The sequence below is a fragment of the Corynebacterium ihumii genome (genome assembly GCF_028609825.1).
GTDB lineage: Bacteria > Actinomycetota > Actinomycetes > Mycobacteriales > Mycobacteriaceae > Corynebacterium > Corynebacterium afermentans.
In genome coordinates this window covers 997,227-1,022,643 of the sequence record NZ_CP063190.1, presented here as the reverse complement: position 1 = coordinate 1,022,643, position 25,417 = coordinate 997,227, and the positions used below count along the sequence as shown (strand labels likewise).

Genomic DNA, 25,417 nt, shown 5'->3' with positions numbered 1-25,417 from the left:
TGCTCCTTTACAGGTCGGCGGGACTAGCGAGGTGGCCGGTGACAGCGGTCGCCGCGGCGACCAGCGGGGAGACAAGGTGGGTGCGCCCGCCGGGTCCTTGGCGTCCTTCGAAGTTGCGGTTGCTTGTCGACGCACTCCGCTCCCCCGGTTTCAGCTGATCCGGGTTCATGCCCAGGCACATCGAGCACCCGGCAGTGCGCCACTCGGCGCCAAAGTCCGTGAAGACCTTGTCCAAGCCTTCCTGCTCCGCTTGCTGTTTGACCAGCGTGGAGCTGGGCACGACCAGCATGCGGGTGTTTCCCGCGATGGAGCGGCCCTTGACCACCTCGGCGGCGGCGCGCAGGTCCTCGATGCGGGCGTTGGTGCACGAGCCTAAGAACACGGTGTCGATGGCGATGTCGCGCAGCGGGGTGCCCGGGGTCAGGTCCATGTAGTTGAGCGCCTTGGCGGCGGCCTGCTTGGAGGTCTCGTCGGTGAAGTCCTCTGGATCCGGCACTCGCTCACCCAGGGGCAGGCCCTGGCCGGGGTTGGTGCCCCAGGTGACAAACGGGGTGAGTGCTGCGCCGTCGATCTCCACCACGGTGTCGAACTTGGCGCCCTCGTCGGTGGGCAGTGTCTTCCAATACTCCACTGCGGCGTCCCAGTCGGCGCCTGTCGGGGCGTACTCGCGGCCTTCGACGTAGTCGAAGGTCTTCTGGTCGGGCGCGACCATGCCGGCTCGCGCACCTGCCTCGATGGACATGTTGCAGATGGTCATGCGCGCTTCCATGGACATCTTCTCGATGGCCTCGCCGCGGTACTCGATAATGTGGCCTTGGCCGCCGCCTGTGCCGATCTTGGCGATGATCGCCAGGATCAGATCCTTCGCGGTGACACCTTCCTGCAGCTCGCCGGTGACCTCGACGGCCATGGTCTTAAACGGCTTCAGCGGCAGGGTCTGGGTGGCCATGACGTGCTCCACCTCGGAGGTGCCGATGCCCATGGCAATGGAGCCGAACGCGCCGTGGGTGGAGGTGTGCGAGTCGCCGCACACGATGGTCATGCCCGGCTGGGTGATGCCCAGCCGCGGGCCGACGGTGTGCACGATGCCTTGCTTGACGTCGCCCATCGGGTGCAGGGTCACGCCGAATTCCTCGCAGTTCTTGCGCAGCGTGGCCACCTGGGTGCGAGAGGTCGGCTCCGAAATTTCGAGCAGCTCGCCGGAGACGATCCCTTCGGTGGGCACGTTGTGGTCTTCGGTGGCCAGGTGCAGCTCCGGATGCCGCATCTTGCGGCCTGCCAAGCGCAGCCCCTCAAACGCCTGCGGTGAGGTGACCTCGTGCAGGAGCTGGAAATCGATGAAGATGAGGTCGGGCTCGCCGTTTTCGCCCTGCTTGACCACGTGGTCGCGCCACACCTTCTCCGCCAACGTCAACGGTGTCTCCGCCATAGCAAACTCCTTCGCGTTTCCCCCCTACCTTCCCACATAATGAGATGATAGGATTCGAACTGTGAGACAGTATAACGAAGGATCCGGCATTAAAGTGCTCGACCGCGCAGTGGCAATCGTGGCCGCGGTAGCCAGCGGCGACAAATCGCTCGCAGAGCTCAGCGACGCCGCCGAGCTGCCCCGGGCCACCGCACACCGCATCGCCACGGCACTCGAAGTGCACCATGTGCTCGCCCGCAACGAACGCGGCGAATGGTCGCTTGGGCCCGCGCTGCCCAGCTACACCGGCGGGCCGTCGCCGAGACTGCTCGCAGCCGCGGCCCCGGTGCTTCGTAGCCTCGTCGAGGCCACCGGCGAGTCCGCCCAGCTCTACCAGCTCACCGGCACCACGCGCACCTGCATCGCCGCCGAGGAGCCCGAAAGCGGCCTGCACAACGTGGTCCCGGTCGGCTCCCACCTGACCCTCACCGCAGGCTCCGCCGCCCGCGTGTTCGCCGCCTACGCCCCTGTCGACGCGCCCTTCAAGGACGCGGAACTCAAGCAGGTGCGTGACGACGGCTTCGCCGAGTCCGTCGCAGAGCGCGAAGTCGGGCTCGCGTCGGTGTCCACGCCGGTGTTCCAACCGGACGGCGCGCTGGTGGCCGTGCTGTCCATCTCCGGTCCGGCCGAGCGGCTCAAGCCCTCGCCGGCGGACAAGTGGGGCAAGGAGCTGCTTGCTGCGAGGAAGCAGCTTGAGGGGGAACTGTAGACGTCGATAAGCAGCTTATGCTTCGACGAACCCCTCGCCGATGCGCCACTGACGCTTCACGCCCAAGCTGACGGAAGCGTCCGGGTCCTCCACGTCCGAGACGCGGTAGTAGAGCATGTCGACAAAGTCGCGGTGGATGCTCGCCACGCCGTAGCCGTGCGCGTCGAAATCGATGTGGCTGACCCACGGGTTGGCATCCCGGATCGTCTGCTCCACCAGCAACGACGTGGAGTTGTCCTCCTTGTGGTACGTGCCGAACGCGCTGGTGAGGATCTCGTCCACGTTGGGGGCAGAGATAGAGGTGGTGACCATCTCGCAGCCGATCTCGCCGAAGCCGGACGGCGAGGCGATCGAGTTCGCCCACTCCGAGTGAATATCGCCGGTGAGGAACAGCGCGTTCGACTCCTGCTCGTCCAACATGGTGAGCAGGCGGTCGCGCTCCGCGGCGTAGCCGTCCCACTGATCCGAGTTCACCGCGATGCCCGTCGCGCGCTCCTTCATGTAACCGGCAGCGATGTTGGCCTTCTCGTTGTCCGGGATGGTGGCAAAGCGCATCGGCGAAACCATTACCGAGTTGCCCAGCACATCCCAGCGGGCAGTGGACTCCTGCAACTGCTGCGCCACCCAATCAAACTGCTTCTTCCCCAGCATCGTGCGGTCGTCGTTAGCGAAGTTCGCACCGGTGGTTTCCTCGTCGCGGTAGGTGCGCAGATCCATCATGGTCAGCTGCGCCAAGTCACCGAACGTGAAGCTGCGGTACAGCAGCTGCTCCTCGCCCGCGGACTGCGCGCGCACCGGCAACCACTCAAAGTATGCCTGCTTCGCGGCGCTCAAGCGTTCCGGCCATTCGCCCTCCACACGGCCGTCGGTGTGGTTCTCAGCGCCCTCGAACCAGCTGTTGTTCGCTGTTTCGTGGTCGTCCCAGATGACAATCCACGGGCACGCCGCATGCGCGGCCTGCAGGTTGAGATCCGTGCGGTAGCGACCGTGGCGCTGGCGGTAGTCCTCCAGCGTGGTGATCTCCCACTCCGGGTGGTGCATGCGCGCGACACCGCTTTTACCTGCGTACTCGCCGGTCGGGTACTCGTAGATGTAGTCGCCGAGGAAGACCACGTGGTCGATCTCGCCGCCGCGGGCGCGCTGCGCCATGTCGCCATACGCCGCGAAGAAGCCGGACTCCCAGTTCGCGCACGAGGCGATGGCCAGGTTGAGGTTGTCCACACTCGCGTCAGCCTCCGGCGCCGTAAGCGCTCGGCCGACCGGGGAGGTTGCGCCCTCGAACTCCCCGCTTTTCACGATGAAACGGTAGAAATACTCCGTCGCCGGCTCCAGGCCGTCCGGGTCGACGTGGACAGTGTGGTCCGAGTCCGCCGAGGTGGTCACGGTGCCCGTCTGCGGGTTACCAAAGTCCTCCGAGGTATCGATCTGCCACTCCAGCTCCACGTCCTCACCCAGGCCAGAGCCCGGCAGCGCCTCGCGCGACGGGGTCACGCGGGTCCACAGCACCACGCGGTCCGGCAGCGGGTCGCCGGATGCGACGCCGTGGAGGAACGGCAGGTCCCACTCGCCCGCCGGGGTCGGTTCTTCAGGGGTGGACACTGTGCCACGCCGGGCGGCGTAAGCGCCACCGGTGCCGATAGCGGTTGCGGCAGCGGCCGCTGCGACAGTTTGCAGGAACACACGACGATTGACATGGAACTTTGAGCTCATGGAGCATACTTTCAACTAGCCGTAAGCACGGTGCAATAACAGCAGACCGATGTCACCGGATATTCATTTCCAATTCACCAAGGTGTCTTACTACTTGTAACCGCCTGTTAAAAGCGGGTGATTTAAGTGGGCAACCATGACTCTCCTGCGTACCCACCGTTCCCTGCGCCGTGGCACCATCGCCACCGCCGTCGTTGTCTCCCTGTTCGCGCCGATGACCACCGCTGTGGCTGCGGACGCTGTAAACACCAAGCTCAGCCGCATCGTGCTCGGTATCGGCTCCGACGCCACGGAGGCCAACGTTTCCTGGCAGTCCAAGTCCAACGAGCTGCAGTACCTGGAGTACTGGCCGGCGGACAACGCGGCCGATAAGACCAGCGTCGAGTCCCCGCGCGGCAAGTACAACGGGGCGGTCTTCTACCCGCACGAGGCGAAGATGACCGGCCTTGAGCCGGACACGGAGTACGTCTACCGCGTGGGCAACGACGACCGCGGCTGGAGCGAGGAGCGCACCTTCACTACGGGCGAGGATTCCGACTCCTGGAGCTTCCTGGCCATGGCCGACGCACAGATCGGCGTGGACGCGAAGATCGACGAGCAGTCCGCCGCCTGGAACAAAGCAGTCAATGTCGCCACCGGCGAGCACCCGGATTCCGCGTTCCTCATGCACCTCGGCGACCAGGTTGAGGGCTGGGGCGCACCGGTCAAGCAGCTCGAGGAGTTCACCGCCCCGGAAGCGCTGCAGAACTACCGTCTGGCGGTGCTGAAGGGCAACCACGAAACGTACACGTCGGACCGCCACTTCCAGGACACCTACTTCCTGCCCAACGAAGACGGTGCATCCGCAAACTACTTCTTCAACTACAACAACATCCTGTTCATCGGCCTCGACGGCAACCGCTCAAGCGCAGCAGACATCGAGGCCCACGCGAAGTTTGTCAACGACGCAATCGCGGACCATGGCGCGGACGCGGACTGGGTGATGGTGGGCATCCACCAGGCACCGTTCTCCCAGGGAACCCACTACACCGACAGCGATGTGGTGCGCCTGCGCGAGCAGCTCACGCCGAAGCTGTCCGAGGCCGGCGTGGATTTGGTGCTCAGCGGCCACGATCACATTTACACCCGCACCCACCTGATGAACGGCTTCGATCCGGTGATCCCGGAAGGCGCCGCGAAGTCTGGCGACGTGCTCATCCCTGAGGACGGCGAGGTGCTCTACCTCACCTCCACCACCGCAACCGGCGGCAAGTACTACGACTTCCAGGACGAGTCCGGCGAGACCCACCCGCACGTCCGCGAGGAGCGCGCCCGCGACCTGGCACACGATTCCACCGCCCGTTGGCGGCAGGATTACAACCCGGACTACACCAACATCAGCGTCTCCCCGACTGAGCTGAAGCTGACCACCTACAACATCAACACCCCGTACGTGGTGGACCAGGTCACGCTGCAGAAGAAGGACGCGGAGAAGCCGACGACCGAGCAGAAGCCGACCTCTGAACAGGCAACCACCGAGCAGGCAACCACCGAGCAGAAGCCTGCTCCTGAGACCATTACGACGACGCAGACCTCCGAGAAGCTGGTCACCACCACGAATACCTCTGTCGGCACCGCAACGGTGACGGAGACGTCCACGCAGACCTCGCCGGAAACCAAGGTCGTGGAAAAGACCAAGGAGGTGCCGACCACGGTCAAGGAAAGCGTGACGAAGACCGAGACGGTTGAGGTCCCGACCACCATCACCGAGGGCGCTGAGCCGGAGGGCACCACTAAGACTTCCGTCGCCACCGCCACCGTGACGGAGACGTCCACGCAAACCTCGCCGGAAACCAAGGTCGTGGAAAAGACCAAGGAGGTGCCGACCACGGTGAAGAAAACCATCACCAAGAACGCGGAGCCTCAGGAGCCAGCTGAGGATCAGGGCGCAGGCAAGGACGCAGCGGGTAGCGTGTCCGGCAGCAGCACCGGCGGCATCATCCTCACCGTGCTAGCGATCCTGATCGCAGTCCTGGGCGCGATCTTCGCGGCACTGTCCCACGTCCACCCGCAGTGGATTCAGGACATCCGCAAGCAGTTCAACATCTAGCGCGAAACGCTCAACCCGCCACCGCGATCACCCGGATCGCCGTGGCGGGTTCTGCGTTTTCAGCAGCCGCTTCTAGTGCTCTGCCGCAGCGGCGCTCACGCGGTCTGCCCAGCGTTCAATGCCATGCTGCTTGGTGCGCTTCAGCGTGTCGTGGCCGAGCACCAAGCCTTCGTTCATGCGGCCCGCAGCGGCGAGGTGTTCCTGCCCCACGAGCGTGGCGTCCGGCTTCACGTGCAGCGCATTCGTGTCGGCGTAACGCAGTCCGATTCCGGCCTCCACCAGGTTGCCCGCCAGGGTGCCTTCGACAATTCCGGGCGGCGCCTGGACTGCGTCGATGACGACGGTCGCACCGACCTCCTCAGCCAAGTCGCGGAGGTCCTCCTCACCGCGGGCGACGAGCTCGATGCGGATCCGGCCTTCGTCGATAAACTCGAGCATGATCTGCGCAGACTCCACCGGTGGACCGAAGCCGACGCGCTCCAACGTGGACACGAAGGCGTCGAAGTCCTTCCCACCCAGGGTGTGGCGGCCGCCGTAGGAGGCGCGGTCGATCACAGCGTCGTAAGTGTCGCGGAACGCAAGCGCCACCGCAAGCGCCGGCGTCCACGGGCGCTCCCCTCGGGCCGCCGCAACGGATGCGCGAAGCTCCGCCACTGGGTCTCCGGTGAAGTCTTCGCCGCGCAACACGTTCCGGATGTCGTCTTTCCCGCCTTCGCCGCCGGCGATGCGGAGCAGCTCCGTGGCGCAGTCCGCGAGGATGCCCTCCAGCTCGTCGAGGCTTTCGCATTCGAGGATCTTCTGCGACGCCGCCTCGAGGTGCGGCTGCGCCTCTTTTTCCGCCTTTCCCTCGAAATACGCCTTGACCTCCATGAAGCGACCCGACCGTGTCACCGGATAGAAGACTTTCGCGTCCGCGTACTTCACCACGTCAATGAATGTCAGCGCGGCGCCGCGGACCAACGCCACATCGTCCGCGTCCACCGCGTCCAGGTTCGACGGCGGGTAGGCGGGGGCAACCACCTTGAGGTCGCCGAGGTCCGCGTGCGCGAGCGAACCAGGCCAGTCGTGCGCATGGCCGGTGACCATGAGCACCTCGTCGAAGTGCTCGCCGAGCACGTCTACCCCGCCCTCGGTGGGCTCGACCATCTCGATATTTTCCACCCGGTGGGTGAGGCTGCAGCGCGGCGGCAGGTTCTCCTCGAGCGCGCGCCACGACTTATCCAGGTGCTCCCCGACATGCTTTCGGCTGGGAAAATCGCCCGGAAGCTCATCGTTCGGGTCGAGCGGCCCGAGCTTCGTCTCCACGATCGACTTCGGTGCGTTGAGGATGAATTCCTCCGGCACCGCATCTCGAAACGCCCCGGGCGCGGAGGACTCCTCCAGCGGCTTGGCATCGAACACCGTCACGTCGATTGCCACACCGCGCTCCTGCGCCCGCTCCATCAGCTCTTCCGATGCCCACAGACCGCGCGGCCCGGCACCGATAATCGCTACTTTCATCGCCGAATTAACCATGCACCCCAGCTTATGCGCCGCGCGCCGATACTAATCAACGTCCAGCGTCCCCCGAACCCGCACCTGCGCGCGACCGCCGACCCAGATGTCGCTTCCGTCGTCGGTGATCTCCACTCGCCCATCGCGCCCCAGCGCGGTTCCCTGCGAGACGGTGTAGCGCTCCGGCACGTCTCCCCGCCCGCGCAGCCACTGCGCCATCGCACCGTTCGCACTGCCGGTCACGGGGTCCTCGAACGTCGGTGTGAAAGCGCGCAGCTCGTAGGCCGGATCCTTCCCACCAGTCAGCGCCGCAAACGCCACCTTCAGACCGCAATCTGCCGGCTTTTCCAGCGCCCGTAACGCCTCCAGGCCATCCAGCAACGCCAGCTTCCAGCCGGGACCGTTGTCGCCGAAGGCAGCGTCGACAAGCAATTGCTTTTCGACGCCAAAGGTCTCGCACACCTCATCCTTTTCTTCCGGCGAGAGCTGATCGTCACGCCTGAGTGGCGGGGTGGCAAACGCAAGCGAGTCACCTTCGATGCGGACCTCAACATTGCCAACGCCGCATTCCTGAATCACCCGGCCCTGGTTGCGCGGCCTGTTGCCGAGTTCCAGCCACGCACGCGCCGTACCGAGGGTGGGGTGCCCGGCGAAGGCGTACTCCTCCACCGGCGTGAAGATGCGTACGCGGTAGTCCGCCTCGGGGTTGGTGGGCTCGATGAGGAACGTTGTCTCGGAGAAATTTGTCCACGACGCAATTCGCTGCATCTTCTCGTCGCCTAAATCATCCGCGCCGCAAATGACGGCGAGCGGGTTGCCGGTGAACGCGCCGGCGGCAAAGACGTCGATTTCAAAGAAGTCCAGGGAAGTCACCCGGCCAAGGCTACCAATGCGAAAACTCCCGACCCGGAGTCCGGATCGGGAGTTTTCCTTTGTACCCCGTACGGGATTTGAACCCGTGTTACCGCCGTGAGAGGGCGACGTCCTAGGCCGCTAGACGAACGGGGCGCGCTCGCTTGCTTGCGACTTGTTAACAATAAAGGACACTATTGCGCACCAACAAATCGGCAGGTTAGAGTCGTTTTTTAAGAGGTGTAGACCAGCGGGGCGTGGACGTTGACGCCGACCGTTTCGCCAACTTCTGGGGTGGTGCGGGCCGAAGTGCGTGCGCGAAACTCCACACCGTCCACATCGATGGTGAGCGAGTAGCCGGATACCTCATAAAGCGAGGAGGTGACCCGGCCGTTTAGTACGTTCCGCTCCCCTGGCGCTGCCACTTCTACCGCCTCAGGCAACACCGCAACGGTGACATCACCTCTATGGCCTGATGCGCCAACCATCTCCACATGCTCAGTCGGCCATTCCATGGCAGGCGTTGTGACGACCACGCGGCCGTCGATAATTTGTCCCTCTAACAGCGTCGCGTCAGCGATAAAGGAGGCCACCCACGGCGAAGCTGGTTGAGCGACGATATCCCTCGGCGAGGCAAACTGCTCGAGCTTGCCGTCTCGCAGCAATGCGATGCGATCGGCGATGGCAATCGCTTCCTTGCGGTCGTGAGTCACGTGCACTGTAGTTAGGGAAGACCGCTTAGTCAGTGCAACAAGCTCTCGGCGAAGACTGTCTCGCAGTGGTTCGTCGAGGGCCGACAAAGCTTCGTCGAGAAGCAGCACTTGTGGCTTCGCCACAATCGCGCGCGCGAGTGCTACTCGCTGCCGCTGACCGCCAGACAACGTTGAAGGTTTCCGGTCTCCGTAGCTATCCAACCCAACGGTGCGCAATGTCGATTCGACGAGCTGTTGTTGTTGCTTCTTGCTCGTACCTGCACGTTTGAGCGGGTAGGCGACATTATCTGCAACACTCATGTGTGGCCAGACTGCGTGCTGCTGAAACACCATGCCCATCCGCCGCTTTTCTGGCGGTGTGCGAGTCACGTTTGTGCCGTCGAGGCAGACCGTGCCCGTGGAGGGCTGCACAAACCCGGCGAGGGCGCGCAGCAGCGTGGTTTTGCCCGAGCCGGACGGGCCGACTAGCGCTACGAACTCACCGCTACCAACGCGTAGGTTGATGTCGTCCAACCCAACGGCACCGTCTGGGAATACGACGCTGAGGCCGTCAATCGCAATGTCACTCATCAGGACTCCTTGTCAGGGTTGCGCACGGTCAGTGCCAGGGCGGCAATACCGACTACTGCAAACATCAATGCAAGCGCTGAAGCTTGGTTGTAGTTTCCGGACTGTTGGAGGTTGAACAGTTGCACACCAATTGTTGTGGTGCCCGGAGCAACGAGCAGAATTGACACCGTGAGCTCACGCACCGCGGTGACTGCAACGAGAACTGCCCCGGAGAACGCCGCTGGTACAGCCATTCGCCCCGAAGTATCCACGATTGAGCGCACCCTACCCGCGCCAGAGACTCGTGCCGCTTCTTCCACTGCAACCGGAATCTTGCTCATCGGTGCGCGCACAGACTGCAGCACCAAGGCTGTGAAGGCGCAGACGTATGCCAACAGGATCACCCAACGGGTGTTGTAGAGCCCCGTGTACCTGCCCACAATGAGCCATCCGACGCCAATGATCAGCCCGGGGAGTGCGGCCGGAAGCAATGTAGCCAGAGATAGCGGCGTGTTAGTACGCGCGCGGGTGCGGGTGGCCAAGATGCCGATCGCCCAACCCAGCAGACCGCACAGTAGCGCGGCACCGCCTGCGAGAGCGACCGAGTTAGTGAAACCGTCAACCACCCGCGGGTTGCTCAGGGTGCGCTGAAAATTCGACAGCGAGATGGTCTCCAACGTAAACGGCACACCCGGGGCCGGAAGCAGCGCACGGTGAGCGAGCCCCAAGATCGGACCGAGGGTAATCGCGAGTGCCAAGACCCAGGACACCACGGTGACAGGAATTCTCGCCACACCGAGTGAAAGTTTCATCGTGCTGGCACCACTGACTTGCGAGGAGGTTCGGCGCGACACCGCGTAATCTGCCACTACGGCGAAAATGCCCAGTAGCATCAGCACTGCTCCAACTGTGGACACGACCTGCAGCGGGTTGCTTACCGTGCCTGATTCCATAAACCGGTAACACATTGTCGCCAGCGTCTCGAACCGCACCGGCGACCCCAGAATCGATGGAATACCGAAGTCGGCGAGGTTCGACACTGCCGTCAGGGTGAAGGCGCTCAAGAATGCTGGCCCCAACAGCGGGATGGTCACAGTGCGCAGCACCGTGCCACTGCCCGCGCCACTAACGCGCGCAGCCAGTTCGAGATCAGACGGGATCTGGCGTAACGCTGCGGCCACAATGACGTACACAACCGGGTACGAGTGCAACGTCATCAGAAAGACGATGCCGTCGGCTCCATACAGGTCCCACAGCGGCCGGTCGAACAGCGCATTGAGCCCCTGGTTTCGGCCAAACAGCTGCAGCCAGGAAATGGCACCGACGAACGGTGGGACTAACAGCGGCGAGAGCAGAAATAAGCGTAATCCCGTTGCTCCACCAACATCGGTGCGCTCCAAAACAATCGCAATCGTGCCTCCGATGAGTACCGCGCCTATGGAAGACAGCACGGTGGTAATCACGGAATTCCAAGTGGCACGCGCCAGGCCTTGTTCCACAAGTACCGGAAACTGATTTCCCCCGAGCGCGAGTGAGACCACCAGCGCGAGCGGGACAATAAAAATCGCCGCGGCAACCAACCACACCCCTAGGCGAGCGAGGTTGAGCCCCGGCGAAGAAACGCGTTGCATTGCCACCTAGTTCATCGCGCTCTGGAAGAACTCTACGGAACGTGCGCGATCGTCCGTCAATGTCTGCAGATCAGCATCCATCAACGCAATATCATCAAGCTCCGGGGCTTCACCCGGCGTACCGACGCCGTCGATGATCGGCAAGTAGTTCTGCTCGACTGCTAGTTCTTGGCCCTTCTTCGACAGCACAAAGTTAATAAACAACTCCGCCGCAGACTGGCTCTTCGAATCCGCGAATACTGCGATCGGCTCGGTGATGTACGGCGAGCCTTCGGTGGCGTAGACCTCCTTAACCGGGGATCCCTGTGCCGCCAGATCGCGCACAAGGTAGTCCACCACTACGCCGACCGGGTGGCCACCACCCGCAATCTCCTGCGAGGTCGGGCCGTTGGATGCAGCAATCATCGGTGCGTTCTCACCCAGCGCGGTGAGCCAGTCCTCACCGAGCTCGTCGTTGTTCATCCACACCGTGGCGTTGTATGCGGCTGCGCCGGAAACTGCCGGGTCCGGCATGACGATCTTGTCGCGGAACCGTGCGTCGGTCAGATCAGTCCAAGACTGTGGTGCATCAGCTTCGTCGATCACTGAGGTGTTGTACGCAAGAACGGTAGAGATGATGCGGGTGCCAACGTAGTACCCTTCCGGGTCCACGGCGCCATCGATAACCTCACCAGTTTCCACATCATTCAACTGTGCGAGCAGGTCTTCGGACTTGAATGCCTCAAAAGTTGGTGCGTCCGCCGCCCAGATCAGGTCGGCCTCCACGGAGCCAGATGCCTTTTCTGCCTCGATACGCGCTTTGAGGTCACCGGTGCCTGCACGATAAACCTGCACGTCTACATCCGGGTGCTCCTCATTAAACGCTGCGATAATTTCGTCGACCTTCTCCTCCGGCTCCGAGGTGTAGAGAGTCAGAGAACCGGCGGCAGAGTCCGTCGCGCCATCTTCTGCACCGGACGTCGCGGTGTTGGAGCCAGCGTTCTCGGAGGGTTCAGAGCAACCCGCAAGAGCGAGCATTGCAACGCCTGCTGCTGCAACAACTGAAAGGGACTTCTTTGTGAATTTCATGAGCGACTCCTTTATGCAAGGTAAAAACCTGGCTCACCTTAACACCAGATTTGCGTGCCCGCTCGCCGATGAAATTGTTTTATTCCACGCCAAGCGCCGGGCCCAAGGTAGCCCAGCTTGCAACCAGTTCCCGCCGGAACAATCCGTAGTTGTGGGTGCCCTCTTCGAACTCGTACCAGTCCGGATTGAGCCCCTTGCGCCGCGCCTCGGAGAGGAAGTGCAGCGTGCAGGTGTAGGCCAGCTGCTCATCCGGCATGAGCAGCGGCTCCGGCGAGTCTTCCACCGGCACGTCCCACTTTGACGGCAGTCCGCGCGAGGCGGTCAAAAACAGGTTCTTGCCCTCGAGGGCCTCGACGTTGAGCACGGGCGAATGTGCCGCCCAGGCGCGGTCCCATGCTCGCCCCCACATCTTCGACGGGTCGCCTTTGAACTGTTTGACGGTGCCGTACGCGAAGGCCTGCCCCACCAGTCCCGTGGTGGACGGGCAGGATGAGTAGGTGCCGGCGGCGACGTAACGGTCCTCCATCGCCGCGATGTGCAGCGCCGGCCCGCCGGACATGGATAGCCCCGCGATGGCGTCGCGGCCGGTGCCGTGGAAGTGCTCGTCGATAAGCGGAGGCAGCTCCTTGGTCAGATACGTGGTCCACTTGTACACACCGAGCTTGGCGTCCTCCTCCGCCCAGTCGGCCTGTTGCGAGCCGATGGAGCCGCGCGGGGTGACCACGTTGATGTGCTTGTCCGCGAAGAACTCGGAGGCGCCGCCGTCCTTCCACCACGGAGTTTTCTCGCCGCCGCCCGCGCCGCCAAGGAGGTAGAACGTCGGCCGCGGAGCCATGTTTTCTGGTCCGCCGGCGGGCAGGATCAGCTCGTTTTCAATCTCGCGGCCCATGGACGGCGAGTACACAGTAAGCAACCACACATTGTCCTGCAGGTGCTCTAAATTGCGGAATTGTGCGGGCGGCGCGCCCGGGTCCGGGAAGGTTCGCTCAACTACGGTGCTGGAACCGAGCGCGTCTGCGGCCACGGAGCTGCTGCCGAAGAGGTACCGGCCGAACAGGAGGTCGCCCAACGCCCCGCTCATCATCGCGCCGAGCAGGATGATCGGCACCGCCAGTGGCGGGGTGCCTGGCCGCAGCTGCCCGAACCCGTCCGCGAGCGAGGATCCGAGCCCGCCGGCGCCGAAGACCGTGGCAATTGCCGAACTAAGCGCAGGGGCATCATGCTGCCTATCGACGAGCCCAAGGTCGTCCCCATTTTCCACCGCCTGCGCGGGCGGGGCAACTAACAGGCTGAGTGTGGTGGCTGCGGCACACAGGGCGACGCCAAGACGGCAATGTTGTTTCACAGCCAAAACTGTAGCCGAACACGCATCACCCACTCGACCCTGCGGACCCACCGACGGGTTGCGGCGTCTCCTCCGGAACCGGCGCCTTGGTCACCGGGCTCTCCCGCTCGAAGGGTTGCACGTCGAGCGCCGGCCCGATCACCGACCAGCTTTTGCGCATGGACTTCTCAAACAGACCCCAACTGTGCGTGCCCTCCACCTGCGGGTACCACTGCACGTCGAGGCCTGCGCGCTGCGCCCTATCCACGAAGTACTCAGAGCACGCATACGACGCCGCCTCGATCGCCACGGGCGGGCCAACGCGCTCGGAGGACGTATTCGTGTCGTCGATAGCGCCGGGCACTCCCTGCGCGGCGGAGATGAACACCTTCGTGTTTTCCAGCGCGTCCAAGTGCAGCACGGGCGAATGCGCCATCCACGCCGGGTTGGAGGACATGCCCCACATCTTGTGGGGATCCGCCCCGTTGAGCTTCAATGCCTGGCGCACGTATGTGTCGCCGAGGACACCGGAGGTAGCCGGGCAACCGGAGTACGACGCCGCCGCGGCGAACCGCTCCGGTTCCAACGCCGCAATGTTCAGGGCGGGACCGCCGGACATGGAAATGCCTGCGATGGCATCGGTGCCGGTGCCGTGGAACTGCTCGTCCATAAGCGGAGGCAGCTCTTTGGTGAAGTACGTGAGCCACTTGTTGCGCCCCGTCGCATCGTCCTCGCTGTACCAATCAGCCTGCATTGAAGAGACTGAGCCGATCGGAGTGACCACATTGACCAGTTTGTCCTGGAAAAACCCCTGATAATCGGACGAGTTGCGCCAGGACCAGCCGTTGGCGGCACCGTCCGCCCCCATCAGCAGGTAAAACGTGGGCCGCGGAGTGTCGTTCTCCGGCCCGCCGGGCAGGATCACCTCGTTTTTGACCTCCCTATCCATCGATGGCGAGTACACGACGACCTCGTAGACGTCGTTTTCAATGTGCGTCACCGATTTCAGGGTCGCGGGCTTCGCGTCCGGTTCCGGGAACGTCTCGGCGACGTTGCTGGAGCCATTGCCTATCGACGACCCGCTTGTCGCCCAACCCTCGTAAAGCGGCGCACCGAAGACACCCCCACCCAGCGTTGCGAGAAACAGCGCCGGCACCGCGAGCAGTGGAATCGACGACGACAAACTCGACGCAGCTGCTGGCACACTGAACGCGTCGATGAGACTGGAGCCGCTTTGACGAATTTCACCGCTGAACAGTGACGACAACTTCCACACCATGCGCTCACAGTACCGGAAGCGAAAAACCGGGTTAAGGGTCAAAATGTGTGTCCGGAATCGCGGATTTTCACGGATTGACCTGTAGGTTTCCGGAAAGTATATGCTCCGGAAGCATATATCTAGCCCCCGACGGGAAATCCTCGGTGTGGCAGCGGTGGTGTGCTATGTGCGGCGTGGTGTGGTGTCGCAATGTCAAAGAACCAACCTCGCTGCTACTGCGGCGGTGAAATGAAACGCAACGGCACTACCAGCAAAGGCACCACCAGATGGCGCTGCAAACAATGCGGCGCCTCCAGCGTGAAACACCGAAGCGACATCACCAACGCGGCAGTGTTCACCCAGTTCATCGAGCATTGCACCACCGCGACATCACTCGACGACCTAGCCAAACGAAACGGTGTTAGCCGCGCCACCATGAAGCGGCGCTTCAAGTGGTGCTGGTTCGTTGATGTGCCTGACCCCACCGCCGGCCACGACAAGCGGGTCTACGACCAGATCTTCCTTGACGGCACCTACACCGCTGGCGGCTGCTTGATCGTCGCGGCGACCATCGACCACGTAATTGCCTGGCACTGGTGCAAACACGAAACCACCCGCGACTACCAACTGCTGCTTGAACGCATCGAAGCCCCACCCATCGCCGTCATCGACGGCGGCCAAGGMRCATACAGCGCAATCAAAAAATGCTGGCCGACCACGAAAATCCAACGCTGCCTCGTCCACGCCCAACGCGTGGTACGCCGCTACACCACCAGCAACCCACGCACCGATGCCGGGCGCACCATCTACCGACTTGCGCTGAAGCTGACCCGGATCACCACGCTGGATGAAGCCGCCGCATGGGGTGCGCAACTGCACGAGTTCTCCACGATCTACCGGTCATGGATGGACGAGAAAACCATGGTCAAAGACCCCAAAACCGGTGCATGGACACGGGTGTGGACGCATCACAACGTGCGCAAGGCCTACAACAGCCTCAACCACCTATTCCGGTCCGAGCTGCTGTTTGTCTATCTCACCCCACCAGCAGCAGTCCTTGCGCCCGAGCGGATCAAATCCACCACCAACAGCCTGGAAGGCGGGATCAACGCCCAGATCAAACTGCTCGCCAGAACCCACCGCAGCAGGTCCGGTGAACGACAACGCCGCATGCTGGATTGGTGGCTCTACCTCAAAACGGAGCTGCCTGACGATCCAGTACGAATCGCCAGGCAGTCCGACTGGGGCCAGGGCCAACTCGCCAAAGTATCCACCCTCACCCGAAACGAGAACCAAGCCGACCAAGAAACCGGACGACCAGCCCTCTACGACAACGCTATCGACACCGACTACACCCACTCAATCGGCATCCAAAAAGGCCAAATCTAACCCCCACGACACGCCGGGCCAGACACACTTTTTGACCCTTAACCCGAAAAACCTCCGGCCCAAAAGCTGGACCGGAGGTTTCGCGTTGTACCCCGTACGGGATTTGAACCCGTGTTACCGCCGTGAGAGGGCGGCGTCCTAGGCCGCTAGACGAACGGGGCATAGGACACAGAACTTAAAAGCTCTGCAGCTGGCCTACCAGGACTCGAACCTAGAATGACGGTACCAGAAACCGTTGTGTTGCCAATTACACCATAGGCCATCGTTTTCCAGTCTGACCTGCGCTTTCCCTTGCGGTTTTGCGCCTGTCTTGCTGAACAACGTGGATTACTATAACCATGAATCGCTACAGCAACCAAATCCGCAGGCCACCGCCCAAATCGCGGTGGCCGTTATTGCGCTATAACAACAGCGTTGTAACTACTCCGCCGCCTGGTAGGGAGTCACCTCTCGAGCGGCACGGAGGCGCTTCAGCGTGGACTCGCGGCCCAGCAGCTCCATGGACTCGAACAGCGGCGGAGACACTGCAGCGCCGGTCGCGCCAACACGCAGGGCACCGAACGCGACACGGGGCTTCAACCCGAGGTCGTCGATAAGCGCCTTGTTCAACGCCGCCTCAATGTTCGGCGTGGTCCACTCCTCTACCGCTTCCAACGCGGCGATGCCCGCGTCCAGCGGCTCGATGGCGGTGTCCTTGAGGTTCTTCTTCGCGCTCTTCTCGTCCAGCTCCAGGTCCTCGTCGGCGGTGACGAGGAACTTCAGCAGGTTGTAGCCCTCGGACAGCACCTTGATGCGGGTCTGCACCAGGTCCGCTGCGACGGCGAACTTATCCGCCGGGTAATCCTCCGGGAAATCCGTGTGCTCAGTCAGGTACGCGCGGAGGCGGTCACGGAAGTCCTCCGGGGCCAGCAGTCGGATGTGGTCGGCGTTAATCGCCTCCAGCTTCTTCTGGTCGAAGCGAGCCGGGTTGCCCAGCACGTCGTTGACGTCGAAGGCCTTGACAAACTCGTCGACGCTGAAGATGTCCTGGTCCGCGGACAGCGACCAACCCAGAAGCGCCAGGTAGTTGATCATGCCTTCCGGGATGATGCCGTTGTCGCGGTGGTTGAACAGGTTGGATTCCGGGTCACGCTTGGACAGCTTCTTGTTGCCCTGACCCATCACGAACGGCAGGTGGCCGAACTCGGGGGTGAACTCTGCGACGCCGACGCGTTTGAGCGCCTCGTACAGCGCCATCTGGCGCGGGGTGGACGACAGCAGATCCTCGCCGCGCAGGACGTGAGTGATGCCCATCAGCGCGTCGTCGACAGGGTTGACCAGGGTGTACAGCGGCGCGCCGTTGGAGCGGGCGACCACGAAGTCCGGCTGGGTTTCGGACTTGAACGTCACCTCGCCACGCACGAGGTCGTTCCAGGTCCAGTCCTGGTCCGGCATGCGCAGACGCCACACCGGCTTGCGGCCTTCCGCCTCGAACGCGTCGATCTGCTCTTGCGTCAGGTCGCGGTCGAAGTTGTCGTAGCCCAGCTGCGGGTCGCGGCCGGCGGCCTTGTGGCGCTCCTGAACCTCTTCGTTGGTGGAGTACGCCGGGTACACCTCGTCAGCCTCGATGAGCTTGTTCAAAACGTCCGTGTAGATCTCGGAGCGCTGGGACTGGCGGTACGGCTCGTGTGGGCCGCCCACATTGATGCCTTCATCCCAGGTCAGGCCCAGCCATTCCAGCGATTCGATGATCGCCTGGTAGCTCTCCTCCGAGTCACGCGCGGCATCCGTGTCCTCGATGCGGAACACCAACGTGCCGCCGGAGTGGCGCGCCTGCGCCCAGTTGAACAGTGCCGTGCGCACCATACCCACGTGCGGGGTTCCGGTAGGTGACGGGCAAAAACGTACGCGCATTGAAGAGTCAGTCATGTGCGCAATCGTAGCGCGCAGAGCCCCTCGCTTATCGACGTCCTCCGGTCCCCACCGCTGTCCCCCATTATGCGGCCGCAGAACCGGCACAACATGGTTTTGTAAAACTCGGCCTAAAACAAAACCTAAAACCCAATACCCCAGCTCCCCCCTCACCCCACTGTGGCCGAGTTTTACAAAACCGCGCCTTGACAGGCGCCCCGGGTCGCGCCCCGGGAGGCGCTTAGGTGGTGCGCTACTTGGAGTGGCGGGAGAGGAACGCCCACATTTCGTCGGCGGCGGACGGCGAGTACCACCAGTAGTGGTTGGAGCCGTGCACCTGTATCACCTCCACGCCTTTACGGCAGCCGCGTGCGGAGACGCGGGTGGCGTTATGCAGCGGGGCGCGGTTGAGGCCGGGGCCGCAGCCATTGCGGAGGGCGTAGGAACCGAATAGTTCCGGAACCGGCAGTACGCGCTGGCCACGGCGGGTGGTGCCATAGTACGGGGTGAGCGTGTCGTTCATGCCGTGCAGTGCCATGAATGCGATGGGCAGGTTCTGGCAACCCCGGTTCACTGGCGCGTAGTACGCGCCGGATACGCCTGCGACACCGGCGAAAAGGTCCGCCATGTGGCAGGCGGAGACTGCTGCCATGCCGCCGCCGGTGGACATGCCGGTGGCGTAGATGCGTCGGCGGTCAATGTTGTAGTAGCGCTGCACATCGTCGATGATGGCGCGCACGTAGGCGATGTCCTGCCCGGGCCGGGTGACCGCGGTCGGCGAGCCTTCCCAGGATGTACCAATGGCGCGCGGGTAGACGATGATGGCGTCGCGCCCGACGGAGGACTCGCGCAGTCGGGAGTAGTTGCGGAAGTTTTCGGTGGAATCTTGGTAGGCGGAGTAGCCGACCATCACCGGCGTCGGGGTCGCCGGGTTGTAGCCTCGCGGCACCCAGATGAGGTAGCTGCGTCCGGCGGCGTGGATTTCGCCGTTGGTGCCGTTAGCCACTGGTGCGGGTGCTTGTGGCGCCCAGGGCGCAGGCACCGGCGCAGGCGCGGGCAACGGATTGCGCGGAAGAGCCGAGCTGCCGGGGACGGTGTCGTTGGCCATTTTGACGAACTTGTTCCACTCGGCGTTGGCCTGGTTCATAGCGTCGGTGGCGGCGCGGTTAGCGTCGCTGATCGCGCGGTTGACCTGTCCGTTGATTTGGGACGACATATCTTGGGCCCCGGCCTGCACCGGAGCGATCGCACTACCTGCGATTAGCAAGGCGGCGAGAACTCCTGCAAGCCGTTTCACAATTTTCACACTGGTCACATTAAACCCACTTTTATGTAGCGGCAAGCAATACAGACGTGCGTGCACAAACTGAGGTTCGTTAAAGTATCGACACATGCCGACTTCCAGACCCGATAGCGCCCCAGACTTTCTGCTCTCGCGTGGCGACGGCTCCGTGCGCACCCAGGGTGCACTCCGCACCTTCGACGACGCATGGGAGGCCGCGGACGCGATGGCGCGCGGCGAGGAAGAAATGGTTGTCGGTGCCCTCCCCTTCGACCACGACTGCCCCGCGGCACTCACGGTCCCCGAGCGCATCATCCGCGAGCCGGGTGCGCTCGAGCCGCACCCATACTACCGCGTTGGCGAGGGTTCCAAGCTCAACGCAAAGCTTATCGACGTTGACCCGTCCCCGGCCGAGCACCTGCGCCGAGTCGAAGCCGCCATCTCGACAATCCAAAGCTCCGCCCTGGACAAAGTAGTGCTGGCGCGTGCGGTAGACATCACCTTTGACCCGCCGGTGGATCCCCGCTTGGTGGCGGCGCGGCTGATCGACCTGTCGTACACGCACGACGGGTTCATCGCGGACCTCACCCCGTCGGGGCGCACGGGGCATTTCCTCGTAGGGTCCTCGCCAGAGGTGCTGGTGCGCCGGCGCGGCAGGCGCGTCTGGTCGTTTCCCCTGGCAGGTTCCGCCGCCCGCGTTCCCGGCGACCAAGAAGCAGATCAGGCGGCGGCCAAGTCACTGCGCGATTCTGCGAAAGATCTCGACGAGCACCGCTTCGTGGTCGACCACATCCGGCGCATCCTGGCACCGCTGTGCAGCGAACTAATCGTCCCCGCTCGACCTCGTCTGGAAAAAACCAGCGAGATGTGGCACCTGGCCACACCGATCGAGGGCGTACTGAAAGACCCCGCGCCGAGCGCGCTCGACCTAGCCTTGAGCCTGTACCCCACCCCAGCGGTCTGCGGCACCCCGCAAGCGGCAGCGGAGGCGTTGATCACCACCGCAGAGTCGGACCGCGGGTTCTACGCCGGCGCGGTGGGATACACAGATGCCGCCGGCGACGGCGAATACATGGTGGCTATCCGCTGCGCCGAGGTCAACGGCGACGGAACCCGGGCACGCGCCTGGGCGGGCGGGGGCCTGACCGCCTACTCGGACCCGCAGGCGGAGCTCGACGAGACCTCGGCCAAGCTGCGCACCATCATGCGCGCGCTCGGCCTGTAAGCGTCCTACGCCCGCTCGACCGGGTTGCCCAGCTTGCCGATTCCGGGGATCTCCACCTCGATATGGTCGCCCGGCACCATCTCCGCGGTGCCGGCGGGCGAGCCGGTGGCGATGACGTCGCCAGGCAGCAGCGTGAAGGATTCGGAGACCCACTCCACCATCTCGCCGACGGATTTGATCATCTGGTTGGAGTTGGAGTCCTGCTTGGTCTCGGTGACGCCGTTGTGGGTATGGTGCGCCTTGATGGGCAGGTTGGCAAAGTCGAACTTCTCCAGGTCCGTTTCAATCCATGGGCCGATGGGGCCGAAGGTGTCGATGCCTTTCGCGCGGGCCCACTGGCCGTCTGCGAACTGCAGGTCGCGGGACGACACGTCGTTGATGATGGTCACGCCGCGGATGACAGACTTCCAGTCTGCAGCCTTGACATTCTTGCACGGCACGCCGACGACGAGTGCGAGCTCGCCCTCAAACTCCACTCCGGTGGCGTACTCCGGGATCTTAATGGCGGCGCCGGGACCCACCACAGCGGTGGACGGCTTGATAAAGATCGTCGGCGGCAGGTGCTCTGAGGACTGCTTGAACACCTCCGCCACGTGGTCGGCGTAATTGCGGCCCACCGCCACCACCTTCGACGGCAGGGTCGGGGCAAGCAGGCGGACGTCCTCAAGCGCGTACTCTTTGCCGGTGTATTCGGGGTCAGTGAACGGGGTGCCAGCGATTGCCTTCGCAGTTGTGCCCTCGTCGTCGATGACGGCGAACGTCATCCCTTCAGGTGTTGCAATTCGTCCAAAACGCATGTGACAGAGCATACAACCAATTACAAAAGTGGCGTTACCCGGATGCGGTCAACGCGAGATAGAGCTCGGCGCACGCTACCGCGTCGGTCAACGCGTTGTGGTTCGCGTACGTCGGCAGGTTATAACGCTGCCGCACCCTGGGCAAACGCAGGTCTTCGCCGCGCGGGTAGGTGCCCATGCGTTCCATGTGGCGCCGCTCCATGGCGAAGGTGTCAACCACCTCACTGTCGTGCAGCCGCCACTTGGACCCGCGCACATCCTGGTGCAGTTTGCCTAAAAACCCGGTTTCCATCTGCGCGAAATGCGCGAGCAGCTTCCGCCCGTCGAGCGCAGCCAGAAACGCCTCCAGCACCTCTGCAGGCTCGCGGCCCAGCGACGTCACCTCGTCGTCGGTCACCCCGTGCAACGTGGCGGACTCCCCCACGTCCGCCCCGCGCAGAACAAAGTATTCGGCGCCGGCGAGGTCGATCACCTGGCCGTTGACAGGCACCCACCCCACGGACACCAGCTGCGAGCGCTCGGGCTTCAGCCCCGTGGTTTCGACGTCCACGGCGAGCAGGGAGTCGCTGATAAGCTGCCGCTTCTTCGGACCGAACAGCATGTCACACCGCCCTGGTCGGGTACACGGTGGAAAGCGCGTTTTGCAGCGACTTGATCACCCCGAACGCGTCGCGAAGTGCAGCACGGTCGCGCTCGGGCAATTGCTTCGGGTCGATGCGGTAGTTCGGCGCATCACCCGCACGCACCTGCTTGGCTTGGTGGCGCATGGCCAGGTTGGCCAAATACTCGTAGGCGTCCAAGAGATCCGCCGCGCCCTTCTCAGAGACCGGCCCACCGGCGGCGCCTCGCAGCCGCGCGATGGTGTCCACCTCGTCCAACCCGGCCGCAATGGCGTACAGGCGCGCCATCTGCACCACCGCCGCAGTGCCGCCGCGTTTGATGTCCAGCGTGTGGGCGTAATCACCGCTGCGCTCGAGCACAAACCCGCGGAAGAAACCCACCGGCGGCTCGCGGAACGTCGCCAGAGCCGCCAGGTGCGTGTGGAGGCGGCGCGAGCCGTGTGCGGACGCCAACGCGCCAGAGCGCACCCGCGCGGCCATGTCCTCCCAGCCTTCGCCGAAACCGAAGACGGCGCGGAAATCGAAGAACACCTGCGCGTGCAGCAGCGCGTCCGGCTTCGGCGCGGTGACCCAGCCGTGAAACGTGCGCCCCCATTCGCTTTCCGTCATCCGCCACTGTGGGGAGGACGCCATCATGTCGCCCGGGCACAACGCCTGGCCGGCGCGGGCGAGCCCCTCGCAGACGAATGCGCTGAGCCGGGCGAAGTACTCACCGTGTCGCTCGGCGTTGTAGGAATCGGCAAGCACGAGCGCGTTGTCCTGGTCGCTGGCTGGCCCCATCTCCCCGCGCGCTTGCGAGCCCACCGCAACGAACGCGAAGGGGACAGGCGGAGGCCCAAGCTTCTCGACGGCTAAAGTGCCCAACCTTTTCGCCACCGCATCCGCGATCGAAGTGAGCAGCCGCTGCGTCTCCGCCGCCGAGGCTCCGCGCTCGAAAAACCGCACCGCAACACGCGCCGCCTTTCGGTACGCGCCCTCCAACTCCTCCAGCGAGGCCTGCGCCACGTCCGCCGCTAGGTAGATCGGGTCCGCCTGCAAAAGGCGCATGATGTCCGTGGCGGTGACCACGCCCACTATCTGACCTTGGCCGGCGACCGGCAGGTGGTGAATGCCCAGCCCGCTCATGGTCAGCATCGCCTCGAACACGAGCGCGTTGGGGGCGATGGTACGCACCGGGCTGGTCATCACATCTGCCACGGGCCTGGACGTGTCCACCCCTGCCGCGACCACGCGCGAACGCATGTCGGCGTCGGTGATGATGCCGGCGACCTCCTGCCCGTCGGTGATGATCAGGCTGCTGATGCCCTCCTCGCCCATCGTGCGGGCGGCCTCGGCGATGCTTACGTGCATGTCCCGGGTGACCGGCCCGCGGCCGGCGAAAATCTCGCGCAGCGGGGTGCGCAGCACGTCGGTGGCGCCAACATCGCGCACCTCCTCGGCGGCGGCACGCACGCGGCGCGAGGCGGTTTGGAAGAAACGGCCCATGTCGGGGAATTGCGCAAGCAGCTCGAGGAACGCCTCGCGCGGGAGCAAGAGCAGGATGCTGTCTTCCACCGCCTGCATGAGGTAGGCGGACTCACGCTCACCCACCAGCGTGGAGTAGCCGAAGTTCAGGCCGGCCTCACGCCGGTCCAGCAGCAGGTTGTCCGCGCTGACGATGTCCACCGCGCCGGAGCGGATGACGTAGAGCGTGTCGTTAGGTTGGCCCACCTCCACCACGGCCTGGCCGCGGCGGACATAGGTTATGCCCATCTGCGCCGGAAGTGCGCGCAGAGTGTCCTCGGGTAGCGTCGAGAAGGGCTCGTGCTGGGCGAGGAAACCGTAGACCTCATCAAGCTCCACACTCATGGAGCAAGAGTATCGTGCAGCTGCGCCCGATACCGGTAGTTTTTACTGGTAGCTGACAAACCACGGACGCGGGTTGACGTCGCGGTAGGTCTGCTCCGGGGTAAACGTCGGGAAATCCTCGTCGAAGAAGTTCTTCCACGCCATGAAGTAGTTCGGGTCCAAGCCTTCGCGCAGCACGTTCCAGGTATCGAACTTCTGCTCCGGGCCGCCGTGGCCGTCGGCGTGCAGGACCCAGGCGAGCTCTGGCTGGCCGGTGACAATGTTTTCGCGGTCCGGGTACATGGCCACGTTGAACTGGTGCAGAATCATCACCTTTTGCGGCAGGTTGTTGTCGCGGACGAGCTGCGCGAGCCAGTCAGCCACTTCGTTGATCTCGCCCGAGGTGGCGCTGCCGATGCGCGACAGGGGCTGCTCGCCCGGGTTGAGCTTCCACTCGGCGTCCAGCGCCAGGCCGACGTTCGGGCGCTTGAGCAGCTCTTCATACAGCTTGGCCTGCTCGAGGAAGCTGCCCTGGCCGGGCTGCAGGTCGATCACGGCGTAGCCGCCGGCGTCCACGATCGCGTCGACGTAGGGCACGAGGTCTTCCATCGGCGTCTCGTTGGAGAAGTTACCGTCGTCGCCCGGGCCGCCGGAGGCAACGGTGGCGATGACCTCGAACGCGGGGATGACAGGGACCTCGCTAAACGGCTGGTAGTCCTCGGCGTACTTCTTCGCCAGCTCCACCGCCGCCGCCGGATCCTGCTCCCCCATCACGCCCAGGTCCGAGCCGTAGGGGTGTCCGTACAGCGCCACCATGCGGCGGCCCGGGAACGCCAGACCGCCGCCGCCCGGCAGTTCGCCGTTGTCCGCGAGTGCCGCACGCGCCTGGAAGTTTTCGGTGTCGCCCCACTGGCGGCCCAGCGCAAGGGTGTCCTGGTCGGTGACGGTGCGCATGCTGTCCGCCGTGGCGCGCGGATCCGGCACTGCCAGCACCTGCACCTCGGCGCCAGCCGCACGCGCGGTGGCGACGGAGGCGCGCGAGGACAGCGCGGTGGCGAACACCGGCGGCATGGTCAGCTTGCTCGGGTTCTGCGCATCCAACGCCGCGATCGCAGCGGCGTCCTCGGCCGGCTCGGAGGAGGCGACCGCCTCGGCCTCTTCTTCATCGCCCGGCACGTTGATCACGCGCGTGGCGCCCAGGCGCTCAACCTCGGCGTCGACGGCGGAATCGGTGCCGTCGAGACGCACAAGCATCGGCGCCCCAAGCTTGACGGCGATGGCCGCTGCCTTGAGCTGCTGGTCGCGCTCTTTCGCGGAGACCACAACGGTCTCCGAGGAATCGAAGAGGCGCTGGGAGACCTCCACACCGGTGCCGTCTGTGTCCTGGATGACCTCGTCACCATTGGTTTCAAGGGCTCCCGGCTGTCCGATCCCGCCTTCTGTGCTGCTGCAGCTGGTGAGCACCAGTGCGGTTGCGGTCAGGACGGCAGGAATCGTGCGGGTCACATGCATGCGGACAACC

General features: G+C 63.9%; 19 protein-coding genes and 3 tRNA genes. 4 read left to right on the top strand and 18 right to left on the bottom strand.

The features are described 5' to 3' along the window. Positions 1-7: 7 nt before the first annotated feature. Positions 8-1,429, bottom strand: coding sequence for a 3-isopropylmalate dehydratase large subunit (gene leuC / locus CIHUM_RS05085; RefSeq protein ID WP_034999883.1), 1,422 nt, complete (start codon positions 1,427-1,429; stop codon positions 8-10). Positions 1,430-1,490: 61 nt separating this feature from the next. Between leuC and CIHUM_RS05080 the strand changes: the two genes are divergently transcribed. Continuing rightward, positions 1,491-2,177: an IclR family transcriptional regulator gene (locus CIHUM_RS05080; RefSeq protein ID WP_034999882.1), complete on the top strand. Its 687-nt coding sequence runs from the start codon at positions 1,491-1,493 to the stop codon at positions 2,175-2,177. 15 nt (positions 2,178-2,192) lie between these two features. Here the strand turns inward: CIHUM_RS05080 and CIHUM_RS05075 are convergent, their stop codons facing one another. Further along, positions 2,193-3,887 carry an alkaline phosphatase D family protein gene (locus CIHUM_RS05075; RefSeq protein WP_034999881.1) on the bottom strand — a complete coding sequence of 565 codons (1,695 nt, stop codon included), beginning with the start codon at positions 3,885-3,887 and terminating at the stop codon, positions 2,193-2,195. Between the two features lie 136 nt (positions 3,888-4,023). On the opposite strand from CIHUM_RS05075, the gene CIHUM_RS05070 reads away from it, so the two are divergent. Beyond that, positions 4,024-5,976 (top strand): fibronectin type III domain-containing protein, encoded by a 1,953-nt coding sequence (locus CIHUM_RS05070; protein WP_051106480.1) that lies wholly within the window; start codon positions 4,024-4,026, stop codon positions 5,974-5,976. A gap of 72 nt (positions 5,977-6,048) precedes the next feature. Here CIHUM_RS05070 and CIHUM_RS05065 read toward each other — a convergent pair whose 3' ends face one another. The 8 genes from CIHUM_RS05065 to CIHUM_RS05030 all read right to left on the bottom strand — a co-directional run bounded on the left by CIHUM_RS05065 (position 6,049) and on the right by CIHUM_RS05030 (position 14,886). Then, the gene (locus tag CIHUM_RS05065) at positions 6,049-7,491 is read right to left on the bottom strand and encodes an FAD/NAD(P)-binding protein (protein ID WP_081634471.1); all 1,443 of its coding nucleotides are present in this window, start codon (positions 7,489-7,491) and stop codon (positions 6,049-6,051) included. 30 nt (positions 7,492-7,521) lie between these two features. Continuing rightward, the gene (locus tag CIHUM_RS05060; protein WP_187370396.1) at positions 7,522-8,343 is read right to left on the bottom strand and encodes a PhzF family phenazine biosynthesis protein; all 822 of its coding nucleotides are present in this window, start codon (positions 8,341-8,343) and stop codon (positions 7,522-7,524) included. 62 nt (positions 8,344-8,405) lie between these two features. Then, positions 8,406-8,478 (bottom strand) — tRNA-Glu (locus CIHUM_RS05055). 77 nt (positions 8,479-8,555) lie between these two features. Continuing rightward, positions 8,556-9,605, bottom strand: coding sequence for an ABC transporter ATP-binding protein (locus tag CIHUM_RS05050; RefSeq protein WP_034999880.1), 1,050 nt, complete (start codon positions 9,603-9,605; stop codon positions 8,556-8,558). Continuing rightward, a complete protein-coding gene (locus CIHUM_RS05045) occupies positions 9,605-11,215 on the bottom strand; it encodes an ABC transporter permease (protein WP_034999879.1) in 1,611 nt (536 codons plus the stop codon). The genes CIHUM_RS05050 and CIHUM_RS05045 overlap by 1 nt, the downstream gene beginning before the upstream one ends. A 6-nt stretch (positions 11,216-11,221) precedes the next feature. Continuing rightward, positions 11,222-12,283: an ABC transporter substrate-binding protein gene (locus tag CIHUM_RS05040; protein ID WP_034999878.1), complete on the bottom strand. Its 1,062-nt coding sequence runs from the start codon at positions 12,281-12,283 to the stop codon at positions 11,222-11,224. A 79-nt stretch (positions 12,284-12,362) separates the two neighbouring features. Then, positions 12,363-13,628, bottom strand: coding sequence for an alpha/beta hydrolase (locus tag CIHUM_RS05035; RefSeq protein WP_243427177.1), 1,266 nt, complete (start codon positions 13,626-13,628; stop codon positions 12,363-12,365). Positions 13,629-13,653: 25 nt separating this feature from the next. Then, complete coding sequence (locus tag CIHUM_RS05030; protein ID WP_081634470.1) at positions 13,654-14,886, bottom strand: alpha/beta hydrolase; 1,233 nt, start codon at positions 14,884-14,886, stop codon at positions 13,654-13,656. Positions 14,887-15,075: 189 nt separating this feature from the next. On the opposite strand from CIHUM_RS05030, the gene CIHUM_RS05025 reads away from it, so the two are divergent. Next, complete coding sequence (locus tag CIHUM_RS05025) at positions 15,076-16,254, top strand: IS1249 family transposase (RefSeq protein WP_273680246.1); 1,179 nt, start codon at positions 15,076-15,078, stop codon at positions 16,252-16,254. Positions 16,255-16,342: 88 nt separating this feature from the next. On the opposite strand, the gene CIHUM_RS05020 is transcribed toward CIHUM_RS05025, so the two are convergent. The 4 genes from CIHUM_RS05020 to CIHUM_RS05005 all read right to left on the bottom strand — a co-directional run bounded on the left by CIHUM_RS05020 (position 16,343) and on the right by CIHUM_RS05005 (position 19,450). Beyond that, positions 16,343-16,415: transfer RNA gene (locus tag CIHUM_RS05020), tRNA-Glu, on the bottom strand. Positions 16,416-16,444: 29 nt separating this feature from the next. Beyond that, positions 16,445-16,516, bottom strand: a tRNA-Gln gene (locus CIHUM_RS05015). A gap of 158 nt (positions 16,517-16,674) precedes the next feature. Continuing rightward, the gene (gene gltX / locus CIHUM_RS05010; RefSeq protein WP_074432050.1) at positions 16,675-18,162 is read right to left on the bottom strand and encodes a glutamate--tRNA ligase; all 1,488 of its coding nucleotides are present in this window, start codon (positions 18,160-18,162) and stop codon (positions 16,675-16,677) included. A gap of 235 nt (positions 18,163-18,397) precedes the next feature. Continuing rightward, positions 18,398-19,450: a CE1 family esterase gene (locus CIHUM_RS05005; protein WP_158293377.1), complete on the bottom strand. Its 1,053-nt coding sequence runs from the start codon at positions 19,448-19,450 to the stop codon at positions 18,398-18,400. 85 nt (positions 19,451-19,535) lie between these two features. Here CIHUM_RS05005 and CIHUM_RS05000 point away from each other — a divergent pair, with 85 nt between their 5' ends. After that, the gene (locus tag CIHUM_RS05000; protein ID WP_034999877.1) at positions 19,536-20,651 is read left to right on the top strand and encodes an isochorismate synthase; all 1,116 of its coding nucleotides are present in this window, start codon (positions 19,536-19,538) and stop codon (positions 20,649-20,651) included. A gap of 5 nt (positions 20,652-20,656) precedes the next feature. Here the strand turns inward: CIHUM_RS05000 and CIHUM_RS04995 are convergent, their stop codons facing one another. From CIHUM_RS04995 to CIHUM_RS04980, 4 genes are read right to left on the bottom strand one after another with little or no spacing between them, the layout of a single operon-like run. After that, positions 20,657-21,448, bottom strand: coding sequence for a fumarylacetoacetate hydrolase family protein (locus tag CIHUM_RS04995; RefSeq protein ID WP_074432049.1), 792 nt, complete (start codon positions 21,446-21,448; stop codon positions 20,657-20,659). A gap of 34 nt (positions 21,449-21,482) precedes the next feature. Next, positions 21,483-22,049, bottom strand: a complete 567-nt coding sequence (locus tag CIHUM_RS04990) for an exonuclease domain-containing protein (protein ID WP_034999875.1) — start codon at positions 22,047-22,049, stop codon at positions 21,483-21,485. 1 nt (position 22,050) lies between these two features. After that, positions 22,051-23,916, bottom strand: a complete 1,866-nt coding sequence (locus CIHUM_RS04985; RefSeq protein WP_034999874.1) for a DUF294 nucleotidyltransferase-like domain-containing protein — start codon at positions 23,914-23,916, stop codon at positions 22,051-22,053. 42 nt (positions 23,917-23,958) lie between these two features. Further along, positions 23,959-25,407 (bottom strand): hypothetical protein, encoded by a 1,449-nt coding sequence (locus tag CIHUM_RS04980; RefSeq protein ID WP_034999873.1) that lies wholly within the window; start codon positions 25,405-25,407, stop codon positions 23,959-23,961. Positions 25,408-25,417 lie beyond the last annotated feature (10 nt).